The sequence below is a fragment of the Amycolatopsis eburnea genome, from assembly GCF_003937945.1.
Lineage (GTDB): Bacteria > Actinomycetota > Actinomycetes > Mycobacteriales > Pseudonocardiaceae > Amycolatopsis > Amycolatopsis eburnea.
Genome location: NZ_RSEC01000060.1, coordinates 101,558 through 123,123 on the forward strand (window position 1 = coordinate 101,558; position 21,566 = coordinate 123,123).

At 68.2% G+C, this 21,566-nt stretch carries 19 protein-coding genes; 9 read left to right on the forward strand and 10 right to left on the reverse strand.

What is annotated here, in order from left to right:
- Positions 1-108: 108 nt before the first annotated feature.
- Complete coding sequence (locus EIY87_RS36045; RefSeq protein ID WP_125314445.1) at positions 109-435, reverse strand: hypothetical protein; 327 nt, start codon at positions 433-435, stop codon at positions 109-111.
- On the opposite strand from EIY87_RS36045, the gene EIY87_RS36050 reads away from it, so the two are divergent.
- Complete coding sequence (locus EIY87_RS36050; RefSeq protein WP_191984395.1) at positions 434-838, forward strand: MarR family winged helix-turn-helix transcriptional regulator; 405 nt, start codon at positions 434-436, stop codon at positions 836-838. The two genes, EIY87_RS36045 and EIY87_RS36050, sit on opposite strands and share 2 nt — an antisense overlap.
- Here the strand turns inward: EIY87_RS36050 and EIY87_RS36055 are convergent.
- From EIY87_RS36055 to EIY87_RS36070, 4 genes are read right to left on the reverse strand one after another with little or no spacing between them, the layout of a single operon-like run.
- Positions 803-1,426, reverse strand: a complete 624-nt coding sequence (locus EIY87_RS36055) for a M15 family peptidase (RefSeq protein WP_225440259.1) — start codon at positions 1,424-1,426, stop codon at positions 803-805. The two genes, EIY87_RS36050 and EIY87_RS36055, sit on opposite strands and share 36 nt — an antisense overlap.
- 17 nt (positions 1,427-1,443) lie before the next feature.
- Entirely contained in the window at positions 1,444-3,684 is a 2,241-nt protein-coding gene (locus EIY87_RS36060; protein WP_125314448.1) for a glycoside hydrolase domain-containing protein, read from the reverse strand.
- Positions 3,685-3,686: 2 nt separating this feature from the next.
- Positions 3,687-4,208 (reverse strand): peptidase inhibitor family I36 protein, encoded by a 522-nt coding sequence (locus EIY87_RS36065; RefSeq protein WP_125314450.1) that lies wholly within the window; start codon positions 4,206-4,208, stop codon positions 3,687-3,689.
- Positions 4,209-4,259: 51 nt separating this feature from the next.
- Entirely contained in the window at positions 4,260-4,652 is a 393-nt protein-coding gene (locus EIY87_RS36070) for a hypothetical protein (protein WP_125314452.1), read from the reverse strand.
- Positions 4,653-4,839: 187 nt separating this feature from the next.
- Here EIY87_RS36070 and EIY87_RS36075 point away from each other — a divergent pair, with 187 nt between their 5' ends.
- Positions 4,840-7,710, forward strand: a complete 2,871-nt coding sequence (locus EIY87_RS36075; protein ID WP_125314454.1) for an AfsR/SARP family transcriptional regulator — start codon at positions 4,840-4,842, stop codon at positions 7,708-7,710.
- A gap of 498 nt (positions 7,711-8,208) precedes the next feature.
- On the opposite strand, the gene EIY87_RS36080 is transcribed toward EIY87_RS36075, so the two are convergent.
- Positions 8,209-8,682, reverse strand: coding sequence for a hypothetical protein (locus EIY87_RS36080; RefSeq protein ID WP_125314456.1), 474 nt, complete (start codon positions 8,680-8,682; stop codon positions 8,209-8,211).
- A gap of 16 nt (positions 8,683-8,698) precedes the next feature.
- Complete coding sequence (locus EIY87_RS36085; protein ID WP_125314458.1) at positions 8,699-9,199, reverse strand: hypothetical protein; 501 nt, start codon at positions 9,197-9,199, stop codon at positions 8,699-8,701.
- 128 nt (positions 9,200-9,327) lie between these two features.
- Between EIY87_RS36085 and EIY87_RS36090 the strand changes: the two genes are divergently transcribed.
- Positions 9,328-12,252: an AfsR/SARP family transcriptional regulator gene (locus EIY87_RS36090; RefSeq protein ID WP_125314459.1), complete on the forward strand. Its 2,925-nt coding sequence runs from the start codon at positions 9,328-9,330 to the stop codon at positions 12,250-12,252.
- Between the two features lie 92 nt (positions 12,253-12,344).
- Positions 12,345-12,698, forward strand: a complete 354-nt coding sequence (locus EIY87_RS36095; RefSeq protein WP_225440260.1) for an STAS domain-containing protein — start codon at positions 12,345-12,347, stop codon at positions 12,696-12,698.
- Positions 12,699-12,709: 11 nt separating this feature from the next.
- On the opposite strand, the gene EIY87_RS36100 is transcribed toward EIY87_RS36095, so the two are convergent.
- Entirely contained in the window at positions 12,710-13,198 is a 489-nt protein-coding gene (locus EIY87_RS36100) for a hypothetical protein (RefSeq protein WP_125314461.1), read from the reverse strand.
- Between the two features lie 954 nt (positions 13,199-14,152).
- On the opposite strand from EIY87_RS36100, the gene EIY87_RS36105 reads away from it, so the two are divergent.
- Both EIY87_RS36105 and EIY87_RS36110 read left to right on the forward strand, forming a co-directional pair.
- On the forward strand, positions 14,153-15,925 hold the full coding sequence (locus EIY87_RS36105) for a hypothetical protein (protein ID WP_125314463.1): 1,773 nt from the start codon (positions 14,153-14,155) through the stop codon (positions 15,923-15,925).
- Between the two features lie 10 nt (positions 15,926-15,935).
- Positions 15,936-16,304: a hypothetical protein gene (locus tag EIY87_RS36110; protein WP_125314464.1), complete on the forward strand. Its 369-nt coding sequence runs from the start codon at positions 15,936-15,938 to the stop codon at positions 16,302-16,304.
- Between the two features lie 410 nt (positions 16,305-16,714).
- Here the strand turns inward: EIY87_RS36110 and EIY87_RS36115 are convergent, their stop codons facing one another.
- On the reverse strand, positions 16,715-17,260 hold the full coding sequence (locus EIY87_RS36115) for an STAS-like domain-containing protein (protein ID WP_158641432.1): 546 nt from the start codon (positions 17,258-17,260) through the stop codon (positions 16,715-16,717).
- A 73-nt stretch (positions 17,261-17,333) separates the two neighbouring features.
- Positions 17,334-18,173: a hypothetical protein gene (locus EIY87_RS47875; protein WP_158641433.1), complete on the reverse strand. Its 840-nt coding sequence runs from the start codon at positions 18,171-18,173 to the stop codon at positions 17,334-17,336.
- 340 nt (positions 18,174-18,513) lie between these two features.
- Here EIY87_RS47875 and EIY87_RS36120 point away from each other — a divergent pair, with 340 nt between their 5' ends.
- The 3 genes from EIY87_RS36120 to EIY87_RS36130 are packed head-to-tail and all read left to right on the forward strand — an operon-like array spanning position 18,514 to position 21,553.
- Positions 18,514-19,545, forward strand: coding sequence for a nucleotidyltransferase domain-containing protein (locus tag EIY87_RS36120; protein WP_125314466.1), 1,032 nt, complete (start codon positions 18,514-18,516; stop codon positions 19,543-19,545).
- A complete protein-coding gene (locus EIY87_RS36125; protein ID WP_125314467.1) occupies positions 19,542-21,089 on the forward strand; it encodes a ThiF family adenylyltransferase in 1,548 nt (515 codons plus the stop codon). Before EIY87_RS36120 ends, EIY87_RS36125 begins: the two co-directional genes overlap by 4 nt.
- Positions 21,086-21,553, forward strand: coding sequence for a Mov34/MPN/PAD-1 family protein (locus EIY87_RS36130; protein ID WP_125314468.1), 468 nt, complete (start codon positions 21,086-21,088; stop codon positions 21,551-21,553). The genes EIY87_RS36125 and EIY87_RS36130 overlap by 4 nt, the downstream gene beginning before the upstream one ends.
- The last annotated feature ends 13 nt before the right edge of the window (positions 21,554-21,566 follow it).

Below are 21,566 nucleotides of genomic sequence, written 5' to 3' on the forward strand. Positions count from 1 at the left end.
AATACTTGGCGACCGTTCACGCGCTTTTCGCGTTCCACGAGCCGCTTTGGCTTCCAGGTGCGTTTTGGTGAGCTTGACACGGCGGTCGCCGACGGCGGTCATCGCCTCCTAGGCACAGCCGGCCGCCGTTTCGTGGTCGAGGTGCCCGAGGGTGTGCGTCGCCGGTGAGAAGCGCAGCGGTTCCGGGCCACCGCGGCCGCCCGCCGCCACGACGAGGCTCACGAACTGCGCAAGCAGGGACGCCGTGACTGAGGGCGCCAGTAGGGAGACGTTCTCGCGGGCCGGTGCGTCGAGGCCTGCGTTCTTGATGTAATCGTCGTCCGCGAACAGCCCTTCGCGGTCACGGGCGACCTGTGCTCCGTCGATCTGCCCAACGCACTGCAGGCATGGCCTGCCGAGTGCAGCGACGTGCGTCCGCCAGGTGGCGTTGCGCATGCCGCATGCCGTGGTCGGTGAACGGGACGATGGCCAGGCCGCCGCGACCGTGCTGGGCTACGTAGACCGCGACGGTCCGCAAACCACCGCCGACCTGGTGACCGCCGAACGCCACCCCGACGACGGCCGCAAGATGCTCCTGCACATCACCGACGCCGGCGGGGCACGCCTGCGCCAGGAACGCGAGCGCCGCACCACCTCCTTGGACAACGCCATCCGTGACACGCTCGCCGCCGGCGAGCAGGAGCAACTGCGGAACTGCGTGCCGCTGCTGGCCCGACTCACCGCGCACCTGACCGGCCGGTGGGCGGCCACCCGGATCTGGTTCCGCGTCAGGCAACCGACTCGGGACGGGTGTCGGCGGCCGTCACAACGGACGGACCCGGAGCGCGGTCCGCGGTAACGCGCGGTCATCCGGCCCGACGTCGATGGAGAACAACGCCTCGTCCACGCGTTTGTCGTCCCCGCCCCAGCGGACGACGCCGCCCAGGTCCGCGATGATCGCGCGGATCGCGACGACCTGCGGTGGGTAGAAGCCGCCGCGCGACCCGGCGGGGTAGTGCCCCGGGCGGATCTTGACCGCGGTCCCCGAAGCCCGGTTCGACTCGGCCAGTGCCGGCGTGACCGTCGCCGGAGGGCGCCAGCCGACCACGTCACCATCGCGCAGTTCGTCCACATCGCAATGAAACCGGTGAATGACGTACGCGAGCACTGCGTCCACCACACCGACGCGCAGTTGCACCCCGGACAATGGCGTGCCCGGCACGGGGCGCGTGTGGATGTTTCCGCGGCCGTCGGCGACCGCTTCCATCTCCCAGCCGTTGTGCGACGGCGCTCCGGTCAACACACCGTTTTGGTTCGGCTCCCGGCGCTTGAGCGCCCCGTCCCACAGGTTCGTTTCGGCGCCCGCGGGTGTGGTAGGCGGCAGCACGACCGTCGCTCCGGTCACCGCCGCGGCTATGAGGAACGTCCGGCGTCGCAGGGTTGTCACCTCTGCTCCTCCCCTTCTCACAGGTGCCGCGAGATGCCGTTGTACTTCTCGAGGATGTGGTACAGGGCCATGCGCTGCCCCGCGTGCTCCTCCGCCTCCGGGCCCCAGCCCTGGTAACGGCGCAGCACCTCGAAGATCTCCCGCTCGGTGTAGTTCAACGCGATGGGCCTCAGCACCGTCTCTCCTTCCGGCGGGTTCTGGCCGCCCGGCTTGCCGTCCGCGTCCCAGATGTGGATCATCGCCACGGTCCGGAGTGCGTACTCCTCGTCGTTCTTGAGCTGTTTCCAGGTCGCGTAGATGTCCTCGTCCACGGCGGTGTCCCGGATCCTGCCGGTCGCCACCCCCTTGGCGATGCAGTGGTTCCACGCCAGGATCGCGGTCGCCCCGAAGATCTGGGCGATACCCGTCGACGAGTCCCGGGGCACGTTCGGCGGCGGGGGCACCCCCGGCGGACGGTTGTGGTAGCCCTCGACCAACGCGTCGACGCTGTCGTCGATCGCGTCCCAGTGCCGCATCTCCCAGTACGCCGAAGCCTGGATCAGCGCCTTGCGCATCGTGTACCGGTTCGACAGCTCGGTGATGACGTCGTCGTGATCCCACACCGTGGTCTGCAAGCACTTCCAGTGCGCGAAGTTCCGCGTACCGCCGTTGTTCGGGAACCCGATGGATTCCATGTACTTGCCGACGTCGAGTTCCAGCGCCGGGTACACCTCCACCGCCAGCCGGGTGTCCGGCACGACCTTGCGCGGCGGGTCGAACGAACCCTGTCCGGAGTCACGGCCCGAAACGATGTCGACGTCGATCTCGATCCGGCCGTCGCCGGACCCGATCGTGCGCGTCGCGATCTGGTCGTACGCCCAGTCTTCGGGCAACGGGTAACCCAGGTTGCCGGAGAACCCCGAGGACATGTCCGACACGAAACTCGCCGTCGAGTGTCCGGCGGCCGCGACCCGCGAACACACGTTGCGCGGCCCGTAGATTCCCACCAGATAGGGGTTTCCGGCGTCCGCCAAGGAGTCCACGATGCCCTTGAAGTGCGGCAGGACGTTCGAGGTCACCTCCCCGTCGAGCGCGTCGAAGTCAACCGCGAAGAAGATCCGGGTGCCGTTCTTGAACCCGTGGTCCTGCGCTGCGTTCATCGCGGCGTAGCCCGCGGCCCTGCCGGCCGCGTAGGTGAAGCTCGCCGCATCCCGCCCGAACGTCTGGTAGATCGGGAAGCACCGCAGGCCGCTGGCCGCGATGGTCTGCAGCTCTCCTTCTTGGATCGGCTTCTCCGGCAAGGAGGTCGAGCTCAACGCGGTGAGGTACCGGCCGACGTAACCGATGCCCTGCGCCTTCAGCGTCGCCGCGCGAGAAGCGGTGATCCGGGTGACGCCGTCACACGCCTCACCGTTGCGAGTCTGGTCCCCGTAGGAGACCAGTAGCGACGCCCAGGTGGGGAAGTCGCCGTTACCGGACACCGCGAGCTTCGCGAACGACTGGAACTCCCGGACGGCGCTGCCCAGCGAGGAATCGAACGTGCCGGTGAAGTCGACCGGTCGCTTGTTCAGCGCCAGCACCGCCGAGAACAGCCACACCCAGATCCCCGTGTTGCCGAGAGAGACCGTGTGCTGCTTCAGGCCCGCCTGCGTGGCGGGCCCGAACACGCCGTTGGCCGACCCGTCGGCCATGCCCAGCTCGTACTGGATCGCGAACAAGACGGACTTGGCCACGTCGCGCGAATGGTGGCCGTCGCAGGGGATGACGAAGAAGTCGCGGCGGCCGATGTAACGTCCGTTCAGCCACTGCTGGATCTCGCGGACCGTCGGCGAACCGGAGTTGACGTCGACGTAGGCGTCCATGGTCAACAGTCCCTTGAACACCTTCGGCGTCAAGTCACTGCCGGGGAACACCGTCTCGACTCCCATGTCCTCCTTGAGTTTCGTCACCGCGGCTTGGACGCGTGGACCGTACGCGCCGTTGATCCCGTCGCCGTCGTAGCCTTTGCAGTACAGGGCCGACTGGATGATGCGGCAGAAGTCCGCCGAAGGCATGGTGCCGAAGTTCAGCTTCGGATATCTCGACGTGAGCGTGGACAGCGTCGTCGGCCCGAAGCTGTTCGACACGGGCGAGATCCCCAGCTCCGACTGAAGGGCGCGAGTGAGGGCGTACATCACCTCCCACTTGGTTCGGCCGTCCTCCTCGACCGTCATCCCGGTGCGGCTGCTGTAGACGTCGTTGACGAACCGCTGCGCCCGTCTGACCATCTCGTCGGCCATCGTCACCCGACCTGGATTTCGTCGGCCTTGTCGTTCCAGCCGAAGATGCGGAAGTCGGGGTAGATGCGGTTCGCAGCCAGGTACGCGTGCTGATCCGGGAGGGCGGTGACGTAGTTGACCAGCGTGGCGCCGCTCTGCGGCCGGTGCAGCGCGGCGCTGCTGGCCTTGTCGCGGAAACCCCAGTCGGCCAGCTTCTTCGTGCCTGACGCGTTCCACTGCAGGCGCCTGCCGGTGTGGTCGATGTCCTCCCAGAGGCACACCCAGGTGTACTTGCAGTCCTCGGCCGCGGCGATGCCGAACTCGCCCGTGGCGGCCGCGAAGTCCTGCGGGGTGCGGAAGCAACGCACGTCGCCCACCGCGAACTCGGCGCAGACCTGGGCGTCCTTCCAGCCTTTGCCGAGATCGATGGTCGTGCCGCCGTAGGAAGCCGGTATCCCCACCGTGGCCGCGCTCGCGGGCGCCTCGGAGCTCAAGAAGGTGCCGATCATCGTCGCGGCCAGGACCGCTGCTTTCAGACTGCGCATGGGTTCCCCTCGGTGTTTGTATGGTCGGACCCGGGATGGCCAACACGGTGGTCAGGGGTGGGCGTACCCCTCGCGGGCCAGGTGGGCGGTGTCGGTTTCGTCCTTGAAGCAGAGTTCGACGTAGATGGGGCCGCCGGCGATGTCGACGGGCACGTTGATGGTGTCGGTGGTCACGTCGTTGCAGTGCAGACTGGTGCTCCTCGGCGGCCACCGCCTCCAGTTGGCGTCGTAGGCGTAGAGCCGGCGGCAGTTGCTGGCCTTGAACGAGTAGTCGACGTCGACGGATCGCTGGTGCCAGCGCAGCGTGCCGAGGGCGTAGGTCGCGCCGTAGCGGAGGATCGGGTCGATCGGGTTGGACGGGTCGGCGGACAGCGTGGCTGGTGCGGCGGTGGCGACCGGCGCGCCCACCAGGGCGGCTCCTGCGACGACCGCGGCCATCGTCATTCGGCGGAGTGAACCTCTGGTGGTTGCTCGATCCTGGCGCCGGGCGGCGGTGCTGTCATCATGAACTCCCTGCCGTTGTTGCGATTCGCCGTGGCCCAGAGCGTGGCAGCGTTCACTGCAGTCGCGCTGCAGTCTTACGGAACGTGGCCGTTCGGAGGTACCATCGAGCCGGGGAGGGGGCGTTTGCATGCCCGATGTTCGTTTTGGCGTGCTCGGGCCGGTCGCGGCCTGGCGCGGCACGGTCCCGGTCAAGGTCGGCTCCGGCAAGTGTCTCCAAGTGCTCGGTGTGCTGCTGTTGAACGCGAACCAGCGCGTGGATCGGGAGCAGATCATCGAGGGTGCCTGGCGTGGGAGACCACCGAGGAGCGCGGTCAACCTGGTCCAGAAGTACGTCGGCGATGTGCGCAGATCACTGGGTCTCGACGACGTCTCGCTGCAGACGGTCGGCACCGGGTACCTGCTGCGGGTGGCCCCTGACCAGCTCGACAGCGCCCAGTTCGCGGCCCGGCTCGCCCGGGCCAGGGAGACCAGGAGCGACGGCGACCTGACCGCTGCCCGGCGCCACCTCGCCGACGCGATGACGCTGTGGCGCGGATCCGCCTTCAGCGGTATCGACACCTCCGCGGCCGCCACGGAACGCGCCCGGCTCGACGAATACCGCTTGGGGGCGCTGGAAGACCTCGTCGAACTCGACCTGCTGCACGGGGACCACGTCGCGGCCATCCCCGAGCTGACCCGGCTCACCGACGAGCACCCGTACCGCGAACGCGCGCGGGAGCTGCTGATGGTCGCGCTCTACCGCAGCGGCCGCCAAGGGGAGGCGCTCGCCGTCTTCCACGACGTCCAGCGGCTGCTCGCCAACGAACTCGGGGCCAACCCCGGAAACGGACTGCAACGCGTACACGCCCAGATCCTGCGCGCGGATCCCGACCTCGACCTGGTCACCGCGACCGGCCCGCCGCGGCCGATCGCCCAGCTCCCCGCGGACATCCCCGACTTCACCGGCCGGGCCGAGCCCCTCCGCGAGCTGCTCGATCTGCTGGCCGATCACCGGGTGACGGTGGTCTCCGGCGCACCGGGGACCGGAAAGTCCGCGCTCGCCGTGCGAGCGCTTCACCACGCACGAGACGCGTACCCGGACGGGCAGCTCTACCTCGACCTCGCCGGCACCTCGGAGTCACCCCGAGACCCGGCGATGATGCTGGCCGAACTGCTGCGCGCGCTCGGCGTCACGGACGCGGTCATGCCTCCCGGTCTGCACGAGCGAGCCGCCCTCTACCGGTCACGACTGGCCGAACGGCGCATGCTGGTGCTGCTCGACGACGCGGCCGACGTTCAGCAGGTGCGGCCGCTGCTGCCCCCATCCGGCGGCTGCGCGGTGGTCGTCACCAGCAGGCGCCGGCTGGCCGACCTGGCCGGCGCCGAACACGTCGAGCTGGACGTGCTCTCCGCGGAAGACGCACGCGGCCTCCTCGCCCGCATCGCCGGAGCGGAGCGCGTCGAGCGGGAACCGGAGTCGGCCGCCGCGATCGTCCGGCTGTGCGGGCAGCTTCCGCTGGCCATCCGGATCACCGGGGCCAAGCTCGCCGGCAGGCGAGCGTGGACCCTGCACGTGCTGCGCACCAGGCTCGAGGACGAATCCCGCCGGCTGCGGGAGTTGCGAGTCGGCGATCTCGACGTCCGGGCCAACTTCGACCTGAGCCTGCGCCTTCTTCCGGACGAAGCCGTCCAGGCCTTCCGGCTGCTGGGGTTGCTCGGCGCGGAGGCGCTCCCGGCGTGGGTGATCGGCCCGCTCCTGGACCGGCCCGACCCGGACGACGTACTGGACGCCCTGGTCGACGCCTACCTCGTGCGGCTGGTCACCACCGACCGCGCCGGGCAGCCGCGGTACCGCTTGCACGATCTGCTGCGCGCCTACGCAGCGGAAGGGGCGCAGGAGTGCTACTCCACCGAAGAACGCCGGGCGGCAGTGGAACGAGTGCTCGCCGCCTGGCTCGCCCTCGCCGAGCAAGCTCGTGCCCTGCTCTACCCCAGCCTTTTCCGGCCGACTCCGGGGCAGTCCCCGCGCTGGATCCCGGACTACGCGATCGTCGACCCGATCGTGTGGTTCGACGCCGAACGCGGGACCTTGCTGCGCGCGATGGAACTCGCGGCCGATTGGGGCCTGGACGAGCTGGCCTGGGAGCTGGCGACCGCCGCGGTGCCCTACTACGACCACCGCAGCCTCTACCAGGACTGGAACCGCAGTCACCAAGTGGCGTTGAAAGCCGTCGGCGCAGCCGGCAACACCCACGGTGAAGCGGCGTTGCTGCAGGGACTCGGTCAGGTGCACATCTACCTGGACGAAATGGATGAGGCACGACAGCACCTGCGCCGTTGCGTGCAGCTGTACCGGACCACAGGCGATCGACGCGGTGAAGGACTCGCGCTCGCGAGCTTGGGCACTGTGCACCGCGTTCGCGGCGAACTCGACGCAGCGCTGGCCGTCGACAAGGAAGGCCTCACTCATCTGGTGGCCGCCGGGCACCAGCAGGCGGAAGCACAGATCCGGACCGCGATCGGCATCATCGGCTTCGAACAGGGCGCCGAAGACGCGGGTTCGTGGATCGAAGACGGCCTCGAGATCGCCCGGAAGCTCGGCGACCGTCATCGGCAGGCGGTGATCCTCCGCACGCTCAGCCGGTACCACCAGGGAATCGGCGACACGCCGGCCGCGCTGCGCGACCTGACCGAGGCTTTGACGATCTTCAACGAGATCACCGACGAGCGCTGCGGTGCCTACACCGAGCAACGGCTTGGCGGGATCTACGCGGAGCTCGGTGACCGTCCCCGGGCCGGTTTGGCCCTTCAGCGCGCGGCGCACGTGTTCCGGCTCAACGGCGACCGCAGCAACGAAGCCGCCTGCTGGCAACAGCTGGGCGAACTCGAACTGGAACTCGGCGACGCGGTCGCGGCTCGGCGCTGGCTGGGCTTGGCGGCCGAGTTGTGGCGAGCCGTCGGCCTGCCCGAGCGCGCCGACGACATCCGGATCGCTCTCGACGCGGCGGCAGCCCGGTGAAGTCCGAGCTGGAGCGAGCGTTCGCCCACGTCACCTGTCGGCGTGCGAGAACGGCCCGACTCCGACCTGGTTGACACAGAGCGTCAAATTCACGACCCGGTACACCGTCCCGGCTGTCCGGGTGTGGTGGGCGATGACGGTGATTCGGCTGACTGGCACGCCGTACGGGCATCGACGGCTTCAAGTCGGAGGATCCGACACGCTGAGCGCCACATTCGCCGGTTTCGCTGCGAAAGTGACGCTCATCAGGGCCGTCACCACACTGATGGCGAATCTGCTGCGGAGGATCAAGTCATGCCCCCTCTTCTGGGCCCGGGTGCTCGTGGACGGCTCTCAGAACGGCACCGAACGCTCGCCCCGAGCCGGCACGCTGCATTCGAGGTCGACGGCGGCGGTCACAAGCAAGCTGTCCGCGCGGATCAGGCTGTGCCCGGTCTCGTCGCTGCTGCCGCTGCCCGGCCTCCCTGAGTGTTCCGGGCAGCGGCACGCAGGCCCGGCTCAGCGACCGGGGAGCCCGGTGTCGCCGGAGGCGAGCAGATCACCCGTGTGGCTGCTGAACTTGGATGCCGACGCGACGAAGGTGTACCGGACGGCGTCTCCGTTGAGGTTCGGCGTCCAGCAACGGCGCTGGCCCGGCAGCACCCTTCCGTTCCCGCCCGAGCTGTCGCAGCTGACGGTGCCGACCCGCTGCCCCTGGTCGTACCGGTCGAGGCGGGCCTGCGCGTACTGGCTGGCCGTCATGGCCTGGTCGAACAGCACGAACCCGAAGTACAGGCTGCCCTGCCGGCACAGCTGGACTTCCCCGACGACGACGTTGTTGGTGGCGATCACCGCGGCCCGCTTCACGACGGTCTGGTAGCCGGCGCCGTTCTGGCAATCCTGGCTGGAGCTGACGTCCGCGGAAGCCGGCAGCGCGAGCCCCAGCAGGCCCGCACTGGCCGCCGCGAGCACTGCCATCGCCTTCTTGATCATGGATTCCTCCCCTGGCTCACGAGTGGCAGACGGATTGGTCTTTGGGGCAGGCGACCGATTCCCTGTTCTTGTGGTCCACATCGGTCAGACTGATGTTGACCTGCAGGATTCCGCCCGGGACGTCGGTCGGCAAGGGAAAGTCGGCGATGGGCGTGCTCGTGCACCGATCCGTGAGTTGCCAGATCTGGGTCACTCGCGTGTTCCCCTGGTAGCCGGCGTAGGCGACGTCCACGCACTCGCCGGTCTTGACGGCCAAGGTCTGGTTCGAGAAGGTCACCGTCCTGCCGGACGTCGACCAGGTCAGGTTGCCCGTGATGTGGCCGACGATGGTGCCTGAGCTGTGTCGGAGGATCACCTCGAAGTTCCTCGGTGCCAGTGCGGGCGCTGCGGAGGCGAGCGGCGCTCCGGTGAGTAGAGCCGCCGCGGCCGTTGCGACCACGCCGGCCGCCTTCGCTCGGCGGCTCGGATTGCTCGTCCGCGAGCCCTCGGAGCGGCGCACCTTTGTGCTGATTTCCATGTCGACTCCCCTCTTGCCAGCACGTCGTCGCTGGTGAAGGCAGCGTCGCAGCGTTCACTGAAGTCGCACTGCAGTCTTACGGAAAGTCACTGGTCAGAGGTACCATCGGCCCGGGGAGGGGACGTCTCATGCCCGAAGTTCGGTTCGGTGTGCTCGGGCCGGTCGCGGCCTGGCGTGGTGCTCGCGCGATCGAAGTGCGCCCCGGCAAGTGCCTCAAGGTGCTCGGCGTGCTGCTATTGCACGCCAATCAGCAGGTCGACCGCGAGAAGATCATCCAGGGCACCTGGGCCGGGAACCCGCCGAGGAGCGCGGTGAACCTCGTCCAGAAGTACGTCGGTGACGTGCGCAGGTCGCTGGAGCTCGACGATGGGTCACTGCAGACGGTCGGCACCGGGTACGTGCTGCGGGTAGCGCCCGGCCGGCTCGACAGCGTCCAGTTCGCCTCCGGGCTCGCGCGGGCGCGGGCGTACAAGAGCGACGGCGACCTGCGCGCGGCCGGCCAGCACCTGGCCGAGGCGATGGCGCTGTGGCGCGGCCCCGCCTTCAGCGGCATCGACACGGCCGAGGCAGCCATCGAACGGGCCAGGCTGGATGAATACCGCTGCGGCGCGCTGGAGGACCTCGCCGAGCTGGATCTGCTGCGCGGCGAGCACGCGTCGGCGATTCCCGAGCTGTCCGGCCTCGCGGCCGAGCACCCGTACCGCGAGCGCGTGCGCGAGCTGCTGATGGTCGCGCTCTACCGCAGCGGCCGCCAAGGCGACGCACTCGCCGTGTTCGACGAGATCCGGCGGCTGCTGGCCGAGGAGCTCGGTGCCAGTCCCGGGCACGGCTTGCAGCGCGTGCACGCGCAGATCCTGCACGGAGATCCCGCGGTCGACTGGGTCAGCGAGGTGCCCGCGGCGCACCGCAACTGCCTTCCCCGAGATCTCCCCTACTTCGCGGGGCGGCACGACGAGCTCGCGCGGCTGGCGATGTCGGCGGAGGATCGGGCCGCTCTGTACACAGTGGACGGAATGGCCGGGGTCGGCAAGACCGCGTTCGCCGTCCGCGCTGCTCATCTGCTGGCCGACCGGTTCCCCGACGGTGCGCTTTTCGTCGACCTACAGGGGCACAGCGCGGGGAAAATGCCGCTGACCGTCGAAGAGATCCTGCACATCCTGCTCGGACAGCTCGGGACCGCGCCGGGCGGGGACGCCATGGCGCAGTGGCGGGCGACGACCGCGGCGCTGCGACTGCTGGTCGTCTTCGACAACGCAGTCGACCACACGCAGGTGGCGCCGCTGCTGCCCACCGGACAGAGTCTGGTGATCGTCACGAGCCGCGCGAGATTGCCGGACTTGGCCGGCGCGCGGCCGTTGTCGCTCACCGTCCTGGCGGAGGAGGAGGCCGAAGCCTTCCTCGCCCACCTGGTGGGCGAGGATCGGGCTGGTGCCGAACCCGAGGCGGTGGCGCAGATCGTCCGGCTGTGCGCGGGCTTGCCACTCGCGCTTCGGCTGTCGGGAGCGCGGCTGGCGCACCGCACGACCTGGCCGATCGCGCACTTGTCCGCGCAACTGGCCGATGCGCGCCAGCAATTGCCGCGGCTGTTCGCCGACCGCGAGGTGGCACTGGCGTTCCGCATGTCGCACGAGCAGCTGTCCCCGGTCGACCAGCAGCTGTTCTCCGCGCTGGGCCGGCATCCCGGCGCCGACGCGGACACCGCCGTCCTGGCAGCGATGACCGGCCTGCCGGCCAACCGGGCCGACGAAGCCCTGCAGCGGCTGGTCGACGTCCATCTGGCCGAGGAGCCGGCGCCGGGCCGGTACCGGCAGCACGACCTGCTGCGGCAGTACGCCCGGGGCATGTCGGACGACCCGCGCATGACCGAGCGAATGCTCAAGCACTACCTGACCGCCATCACGGAGGCAGCCGCCCGCATCGAGGACAACGGCCCGGGGGCGGAGGCCGCGCGGGCGTGGCTGACGGCCGAGCGCGCCAACGTCCTGGCGGCGACCCGCTGCGCCGCGGCCGAAGGCCAGGGCGGCTACGCGTGGCAGCTGGCGATCTCCCTGTGGCACGTCCTGTGCCGCAACTTCGCCGGTGACGCGATCGCACTGCTCGAGCAAGGCCTGACGGCCGCGCGGGCCACAGCCGAAGGCGGCGAGGACCTTCTGCGCACGCTGCTGGCGCTGGCCCACTGGTCCGCAGGCCACACCGCACGCGCTCACGACCTGCTGACCACATCGGCCGAGCACCGCGAGAACACCGAATCCCACGCGCACACCCTCGCCCTGCTGGCGTTGATGCACTTGCAACGCGGCGCTCACGCTCAAGCCGCGGAGCACGCGCAGACCGCCTTCGACGAGCTCGCCGAGCTTCCCGCGTTGTCCCCGCTGGGCATCGACGCCACGATCATCACGCACTGGACCCGAGGCGTCGTCCGGTGGCTGGACGGCTCGCACGAGGCAGCGCTGGCCCACCTGCGGACGGCTTGTTCCCTCTGCGACGACCTGGGCCAGCTGAGTCCCAACGATCACGTGCACACGGCATTGGCGCGATGCCTCATCGAGCTGAGTGCCGCCGACGAAGCCCTCGTACACCTCCGGCAGGCTCGCGAGCTACGACAGCGGATCGGGGACCGGGCCGGCGAGGCGGAAGCGTTGACCCTCATCGGAACTGCACACCGCGCACTGGGACATCCCGCCGAGGCGCTGAAATCACACCGCGTCGCGGTCACACTGCTCGACGACGACACCCGGCTAGAGGCCCACGCCCGGATCGAACTCGGCCGCACCCTCGCCGCGCTCGGGAACCCGGCCGAAGCCGCCCGGCAGCACGAACTCGCCCTCGCAATCGCAGTTCGCGGTGACCACCTCCAGGAGCAGGCGCAAGCGCATGACGAACTCGCCCGCACGCATGGTGGCGACGATTCTCGAGAGGCCGACCCGCAGGCCGGGTCGACGTGCCTGAAAACACTCCTCACCTCCGTCCTGCAGGGTGGTGACCCCCGCTCATCCAGCGACCACGCATCGTTTCCCGAGAGCCGGCACAGCCATGGCCGGCCGAACCGTTGAGGGCGCGATGCACGTGCTTGTCGCGCTGACCAGCGGGTACGGACCGCGGGTGCCCCCAGCAGACGGGTCGGCACTGCGAAACCGGAGGCCTCATGCCAACACACGCCGACAGCGGCGCCGGAGGGACGGCGGCGCGGGTGCACGTGACCGGCCCGGTCGGCGCGACGATGACCTTGGCCGCGTCCGGGCCCCTCGACGCGGCGGCCGCCGGGCGGCTCGAGGCCGCGAGCGACGCGGTCGTGCGGCACGCGGCCGAGGGCGTCGGCGCTGTCGTCGTCGACTTGACCGCAGTCACCCACTTGACACTTGAGGCGCTGAAGCCTCTGGTCAGCCTGGCTCGCGCCTGTCGCACCGCCGGCCTGGAGGTGCACGTCGTCCCGTCTCCCACCGCCCGGAAGAAGATCGAGCTCACCGGCCTCGCCGAAGTCCTGCAGCAGACTTCTTGACGGCGAGCCGGTCACGTCAGCGGAGGCTGCGCCCGGTGGTGGCGGCGAAGCGGAACTCCACGCTCACCGGGAGGGTCTCGAGGTCGAGGGCCTGCTGCAGCCGGGGCAAGCTTTCCGCCGCGAGGTGCTCCCGGATCCTGGGGATGGCCGTCGTCGGTCAGGGTGATCACCAAAGCCAGCGACGGGGCTTCGCGAGTTCCCGCCAGCGTCGCGCGCGCCTGGTGCACGTCGGGGTGGGCGCGCAGTTCTTCGGTGAACGGGGTGACGGCGGTGTCAGTGGCCAGCTCGGTGCGCCCGCGGTCCGGGTCGGCCTCGAACCGCCAGGTCCGCACCGGTGGGCGGCGGGTCAGCTGGGTGAGGGTCCAGCGCAGCGTCAGCAACCCGAGCAGCACCGCGGCCGCCGCGGTGACGTACCAGACCCAGGTCGGCGGGGCGGCTGTGCCGGGCACCAGCGTGGCCGCCGGGTCCTGCGCGGTCGAGGCCGGCGCCTCCGAGGTCACGCCGATCGGCGCCTTCGCCGTCCAGGCGCTGGACCACGACGCGCCACCTGCCGAACACCACCCCCGCGGCTGGGCCCTGGATCCCGGTGACACGACGTCGCCAACCCTCTGCAGAGCCGCGAGTTCGGACTGGTGATCGTCGTGCACCCGTTGTCCAGATGCCGCGCCGCCACCGCGGTCCACCCGAAGGCCAGGCCGGCTGCGCTGACCTCCCAACACCGGCAGTCTGGGTCCGTAGCCTGTGAACGATTCACCGGTTTCTTGGACAGCCAATCGTCGACCAGCACTGTCCACATCTCGGTGCAGCCGCGGACCTGGACGGCTGGGTAGCCGCCCAGCGAGAGGAGAGCCAGACCTAGTGTCCGCGCGTAGCAGTGCGCGAACGCCGAGCGGCCGTCGCGTGGACACGGCCGTGTCGTCGGTAGACAGCCTGGCCCTCTGCCTGCCGCGGTCGGTGACCAGCTGCGCCTCTGCGTCGGTCACCTGCCTGCGTCGCAATCCGCCAGACCAGCGGCGCTCGAAGGTCGTCGCCGCATTCCGTGCGCAGCCGTCAACGATGACGACGCCCACAATCGACCAACGTCACGGTCAGCAAGCGAAAGAGTTGTACTCGCGACTCGGTTCCCGCATCCTCGACAGGTGAAGCAGCTTGTCGTCGCCCCGATGCGAAAGGATCGCCATGACCGGCGATCTGCTTCACGGTGCCTCTCCAGCAGCCGCCACGCCCTGCCGGTGCTGCGGACTGATCGCTCTATGAAGTCGACCGACGTGCGTCTCATTACTCCGTACGAGTGTCGTCCGTCACCGACCGTAACACCGAGTCGACAGCCGTCGACCCAGTTCAAGTTCGGTGACGAAGTGTGGTGCGAGTGCCCTACAGACCCCCTCCGCGGCTGGGCATCCAGCCGCGGCCATGGAGTCGGGGTACCACTCGGGAAGCTGGAGGGGACGACGATGGCTGCAGACGCCGAGAGCGACGACGGCGACTCGCCAAGCGGTAAGGGGCTACGATTCAGGGCGGCTCGTCTGGCCATTGTCATCGCGTTGGCGATCGTTTTCTTGCTCATGGTCTTCGCCATCGGCGAACGTTCCGCTGACTACATCGCCGGGCTGCTGGCGATCGGCCTGGCGCTGGTCGCGCTTCACGTCTGGATTTTCGTCTACCGCCCTACGCGAGTCGGCGAGAGGAGGCGAAAACGGCGCGCACGCGACGTGCGCGCCTCCAACGGTCACGTCGACGTCGACGAGCTGCTCACCAAAGCCGTCGAGTACGTCAAGGACGACATCGGTGCGACGCAGGCAAAACGGTACATCGAAGCGATCGTCGATCCGTCGAGACTCCGCGGCCGCGTCGTCGAGACCGTTCGCCCGTTGAATCGGACGGTCCGGCAGAAGGTGGCGATCACCTTGGAAGTCCCGAAGGGCGATCAAGACGATCTCTACTTTCCGCTGATGCTGCCGCTCAAGGGTGAGCTCCAAGATGACTTGCAGATCAGTCTGGACGGCAGCGATGTCGCCACCCTGAACCACGCTGAGTACCTCTTGCTGACAGTGGGCGGATTCTTCTCGCAGATCCTCGATGGCTTGGCCGGCATCCAGAATCACCCGGTACTCGACTCCCCCGCAAAGGCGCAACACGCTCGTGAGCTGCGCAAGCTGGCTGAGAAGGGGATGAACCTCATCGCGGTCAGGGCCCGGCTGTCGGTCATCGGCAAGACACGCTTGGATCAGTGCGTTGCCGGTATCGAGTCGACGGCAAGGCTCTTCGAGAACGGATCCGAGCCGGCGGACGCCCTTCTCCGCGCTGCCGGATTGGTGAAGATCCTGGCAGGTCACTACGCGATCGTCGCGGTCGTCCCCGGCACACCGCGGCGGAAATCGCGTCGCATCATCACGTACGAGCGATACCAGATCCCCAGTCTGAAACGTTCGCCGATGTGGAACGTGCCTGCCTGGCTCAAGGACCGTCTAGCGGCCCTCATCGGTAGCAGACCGATCTACCTACGCCTGGAACTGCATAACGCGGCAACCGCGAAGAGCTACCACCTCTTGGTCGAAGGACCGGAAGGTACCTATGCCGCGGTGCAGCAGATGCCCGATCACGCTGATGCGTTCACGGTGACCGAAGACGCCTCGGGGGAAGCTGTCGCGCACCCGTATCGTCGGCTCCAGCGCCGCAGAGGGCAACGCTACCTGCATGTCTACATGAGATCGGTGTCGACCGAGCTGGCCGACAACCTCTGGCTCAGTGCGAAGTTCTACGAGGTGCCACCGGGATCGATCGCGATCTCCGCTGCTGCCGCGTCCTCGGCATTCCTGCTCATATACTTGATCGCGGCGATCGCCGACAAGGGCCAGTTGGGCCTCGGTGCCAATTTTCCGGCGATCGTCCTCGCCTTTCCGGCGGCTGCCGGCGCTTTCGCCGGGTTCGAGGCGCGCAGCACTGGCCTGGTCGGTGGCACGCTCGTCTCTCGCGTCTCGTCACTGCTCACGGTAACCCTTGTCCTGTCCGCTGCGGGCTTGTTCGAGGCACAGGTCACGAAGGCCCTTGCGCTGACCGTGCATCCGCAGATACTCGGAGTTCACGACACGAGGTGGCAGGTGCTCACGATCGTGTCGCTCTTCAACGCGGTTTGGGCGCTCTACGCCTGGTTTTCTAGAACGACGTTCTTCTACTTGCTCGCAGATCGACCCAACGATCAACCCGGCAACATCACTTGGGAGTGAAGGGGACAGAATGACGACGGAAGACGCGGATGTCAGCACCGGCAAGCAAGACCAGCCGGACGAGGAACCGGCCGGCGCTCAGAGGCGGCTGGAGACGTTCAAGCGTCGCGTCGAAGCCATCCTGACCAAAGTGGCCGAACCGCGTCCCGGCGAGTCCGGGTGGTACATCGACAGCGGCGAAGGCCGAGCGTACAGCGCCGGGGCCGAAGTGCTGAAAGGCGCCGACGTTTCGATAGGGCCCAACAACCGTCGTTTCGCCTTGGCGATCGAGGCGATCAAGCAGCTGGAAGTGCCTCCGGGAAGCACCGCCGAGCAAATAATGGAAACGGCAACGAAAAAGTACCTTTCCCTGATGGCTGCAGAAAAGACCGGGACCTGAACACCGGCACTCGGAGGCGGCAGCGCGATTGCTGAAGCGGTACGCCAGGCCACGAGCTTCGTCACCAACGTCCGGGCGACATCAGGTCGGAGGTCAGCCCCGCGGCCTGTGTTACCGCGTCGATCTGCTCGCGCGGCGGGACGAACTCGGCCGCATGCGCGGGGCCGCCGGGATGCACCTGGATCAGGATGTGCAGCTCGGCGAGTTCTACGGAGCTCAGCTGGCAGCACTCGAGTACGTCCAGGGCCAGAGGCAGTAGCCACTCGAAGACGTCGCGTCACATTTGGACAGCGAAGCGATTTCCGCCAGCCGGCCGCCGCAGTCATCCGAGACGGATGGGTGGTCAACGTGTTCGGCGCCGGCCCGCAGACGCCTACTCACCGTAGCGTTTCCCGGCGGATCATCGGCACTTATGCGCCCCCTCCGCACCACGACGCCGGGATCGTATACACGAACTCCTTGCCACCCCTGTTGGACGGAATGCTCTTCTCCCGCTTGAGAGTCCCGCTCGAGACCAAACGCTTGAGACGGTTGTTCACGTTCTGCAGCGTAACTCCCAGCCGCTCGGATAGCTCGGCGGCACGAAATCGCCGTAGCGCGACGGCCTGACGATACGTCTGGTCGAGATATTCAGGCGCCGCCAGGAGCTGCAGCTGCCCACCGTCCACAGTGGCCGCCATCAATTCGCGCCGTTCCAGGCAAATCTGCATTGTCTCAAGGGTTTCCTCGTTCAGCCCCTGCAGCAGCACAACTGACACGGCAACATCACCCGTCGCGACGGAGGCATAGAATTTCCCGAGGAATTCATCGGCGAAACTGATGGTCATGGCGGCGACACCGGAGAAGTCGATGATGACCTCACCACCCCGCGCACCGGCAGCCGCTTCGTGCTCCAACGACTCCCTCGCGAGCTTGGCCACGCTCCGGGTGGCGAGGTAGGAACCGTGCTCGTTCACGCGGTACAGATGTGGCGGAACCATGACAAGCCTCCCGGTTTCAATGAAACCATTGAAGCACACGCTGCTTGAACTAGTAAGGACGAACTCGGAGCCAAGCCCAAGTCCCCGCGACGTCGCCCCCTGCAGGAACGCACATCGGACGCCGTACGCCGCCATGGTCGACGACACTGGCGAGACCTTCGCCACTGCGAAGCAGGAGGCGAGCGAATCCGGCATCCGGAGCAGCCCGCCACAAGTCGTTCAGACCGTGACCTCGGGTCTCCTCCGTGCCGGTAACGCCGGGGCGGAGGGCTTTCTTCAATGCCGTCACGTCGTCCGCAAGATGGTGATTGGCCGGGTTACGGCGAAGGTGAGCACGGATTCCCACGCCCGTGTCACACACCGCGAACTCGATACCTCGCCGGCCACTGGTCGCTCCGGTGTAGACCTGCGCCGCGACGAAAGCGCCGAGCTCGCTGACGCCGTGACTCACCGCGTTGTCGATGAGCTCACCGACCCCCTGAAAGTATCGAAGGCCGAGGCGGCCGTAGTGCCGGGCGAACATCCGGCCCATCCGTTCAACGAGCCGGGTCGCGTGTTCCGCGGTCAGGTGCCCAACTTCCAGCAGACTGTCGGCCAGGTCGGCGCGAGGCCCTCCGCCGAGATCACCTACCACTTCCGCATCCGGCGGCAGGTTGCTGATGACGTCGAGCCGTTCGAGGTACGACGCGACGTTGTGATCACGGGGCGCGATCAGCTTCACCCGATCGCCCCGCGCCGCCGCAGAGCGGGCGAGCGCCACGATCGCCGCGAGGTCGAGCGGCGAGGCGAACGTGAGCCGACGTGCGTCCAGGACCATCGAGCCTGCCTCCGGCTCGATCGACCAGAGCCGGCGTAGCAGCGGCGACCGGCCGGCGAGCTCGATGCGCACGCGGCCAGTCTCCCAGATCGACACGCCCGACAAGGGGGCATGTGCACGGGATCCGGTTTCACGTGATTCAATGAAACCGCTGCGATGGACGCCGCGCCTTCCGGATCACTCCGGCAGCCGACCGGCGGACAGCCGCCTCAGTAGGGAGGGGCTCGGGCATGGCCGATGAGGAGTACTCAGACCGAGCCCCGGCGCGACGCACCGAGCAGCACATCGGCGGTCCTTAGGTGCGGGGCCGGCTGCTCGCGGAGTGCGTGGCGATGTCCTTGACACGATCGCCCGGCCGTGGTTTCCGCCGGATTCGGGAAACGCCCATCCAGTTACGAAAGGAGAAGCACCCATGGCGACTCTCGCCACGCAGTTCAAGGCGGCACTGACCAGCATCGAGCCACAAGCCGACGCGCAGAACGCCGCCAAGGCTCATGACCAGGTAACTGCAGCGTTGGAGGCTGACGACCGGCTGGCGAAACTGGGCATCTCCCCGGTACTCATCGGTTCCTACGGCCGAGATGTATCGATCAAGCGCGTCAAGGACGTCGACGTGTTCGCCCGGCTGACGAAGGCCACATCGACACTACGGCCGGGCAAGATCCTGGACCACGTGACCGAGGTCCTCGAAGAGGCCTTCCCAGGCAGGGTCGAGCGGCAGCACCGCTCCGTCAAGGTCGAGTTCCCGGACTTCGACCTGTCGGTGGACGTCGTCATCGCCCGTCCGTGCGTGGACCACCCCGATGAGCACTGGCAGATCCCGCAGAAGATCGAGGACGACGGCCGCGCCAGCTGGGTGGAAACCAACCCGGTCGAGATGGGCGAGCTCGCGACCGCGGCGAACAAGACGTTCCTGCTCTCGTCGGATAACCCCAAATCGGGCGTCTACGTGCATATGGTCAAGCTGATCCGGCAGATCCGGCGCACCTGGGTCGACGAACAACCGGGCGGCTACTACTTCGAGGTCCTCACTTATCACGCCTTCCAGAACCTCAAACCGAACGAGAACACCATCGCGGACTACCTGTGCGTGATCCTGCGAGAGATCGCCGACCGGCTGCCCGATTACGTCGACGAAGGCCCCGCCGACCCGACGCTCGACGACCGCACCATCACGACCAAGGCGACCGAGGACCAGACCGAGGCCGCCGCCGAGCGGATCGCGGAGGCAGCCGAGTTGGCGGAGTCGGCACGAGACGAGGAGGATATCTGCGCAAGCGCCGCGAAGTGGCGAGAACTACTGGGTGAGACGCAGGAAACCACCGAACCTGAGGACGTCTTTCCGCTCCCCGACTCCTGCAACGCCGACGGATCGACCAAATCTGCCCGCGGCGTGGTCAAGGGCGCTTCGGCGGTGCCGGCCGGCCGTGGCCGGTACGCATGACCTGGTCCCTCGGAGATCTCGAGCGCTGGCGTGAGCAGTTCCCGCCACTCGGTTTCGCCGACGACGGCGAGCGGCTCTGGGGCCCAGTGAGGTGGAGCAAACCCGCCAGCGAAGGGCAACAGTCCGCCGAATTCGCAGCCCGCGTCGTGATCACCCCGAGCAGGACGTTCCCGTTCGCCCCGCCCCAGGTGATCATCCTCGACCCAGGCTTTCCACTCGAGGTCACGTTCCACATCAACGCCGACGGCTCGCTGTGCCTTTGGGAGGACGAGTGGCCCGTCGACGAAGCCCCCTGGTGGGACGCGCGAATACTCGTGGACCGGATCTCCGACTGGCTGCAGAAGACGGCATCAGGTTGGCCGGACGACGATTCATGCGACCTGGAACGCTACCTAGGCCAGGAACAGGACGACGACCGGATGGTGCTCTATGACGCGACGCGACTCGTCTCCGGCCAAGCTGTGCAAACCAGTGGTGACCGGAGCACCGTCGTCATCACCGATCGGGTACGGCCAACCCGAGGCATCGTCAGCGGCCGGCGGCGAAACCGCAAAGACCGCCGTCTCGCCTGGGTCGCCACGATCGGCAATGTCGAACGGCCGCTGCGGAACTGGGATGACGTCGCGACGGCTCTCGGCGACCAGGCCACCGAGGTCCGCCGCCTGATCGGATTGGGCGTGGTGACCGTCCTCCTGCTCCAGTACAGCCACGGTGGCACGGACGCCGCCCTGGCCTTGCGTGCCCGTCCTGACGTCACGGGAATCCGGATCACGGCGTGCGAAAGCGCGGATACGAGCACGTGGACGCGCATGATGCGCGCCGGGCCGGTGAGCTCGGCCCTCTCCGGCATCCCCGTGGCGATCGTGGGCTGCGGGGCGATCGGGTCGTTCACCGCCGACCTGCTGTTCAGATCGGGATTCCGCAAGCTCACCCTGCTCGACGCCGAGCGCCTGCGACCGGGCAACGTCGTCCGCCATCTCGCCGGTGCCCGGCACGTAGGGCTGCTCAAAGCGGACGCGGTTCGGGACTGCTTGGCCACGGTCGACCCCGATGTCACGGCTGTGCAGAGCGAGTACGTGCGGCTGACCGACCTGGACATGGCGCTCAGCCTGGTCCGCCACCACCGGATCGTGGTGGACGCGACCGGCAGCGGGCTGGCAAGCGGCCTGCTGGCGACCGCGGCCGCCCTGATCGACTCCCAGGCGGACCACGCCGTCGTGTCCGTGTGCGTGCAACGCGACGGCGACGTCTTGCGCGTCGACCGCATGCCCTTACGCCCCGGGGAGGACCACCTGCCATCGCTCGCCCTGCTCGACCGGTCGTCGGAGCTGCGGGAACGCGGCTGCGGCAGCCCGGTTTCACCCACCCCGCCGGGCGCCGTGGTGGCGGCTGCCGAACTCGCACTTCAAGCCGTGATCGACCAGGCCACCGGCGACCAGACGCTCCCCGCCACTCTGGCCGACGTCCGCCGGCCGCAGGACCAGCCTCCCTTCGACCGAGTCGGCCTGGTCGCCTCCGAGATCCCGCACCGGCTCGCGTCATGACGCCGTTGGCAAAGGTGCTCGAGGTGGCCCCGGATGTGCTCGCGACGATCGGCGAAGCGGCAGGCGCCGCTCACCCGTGCGAAACCGGCGGGCTGTTGCTCGGCTGGTGGGACGACGGGCAAGTCGTCGTACGCCACGCCATCGAGGTGCAGGACCCCGAAGCCACGCACACGTCCTGGGTGCGTGTCGAGAGCACCGCGCAGGCCGCGCTCGAAAAGGCCCTCGACCGGCTCCCGCACCCCTGGCTCGGCTACGTCGGGGACTGGCACAGCCACCCCGCGGCCTGCGGGGCCAGCAGCCAGGACATCACGTCGATCCAACACGCGTCCGACCAGTACGAGCAGCCACTGGTGCTCCTCGTCCACAGGGCCGACGACCTCGTCGAGGCAGTTGTCACCGAGTCTGCGAAGCACGCGCTCATGCACGGACTGCTTTCCGAGACCCTTGAGAAGGAATCGTCATGACCGCACCCGGCCT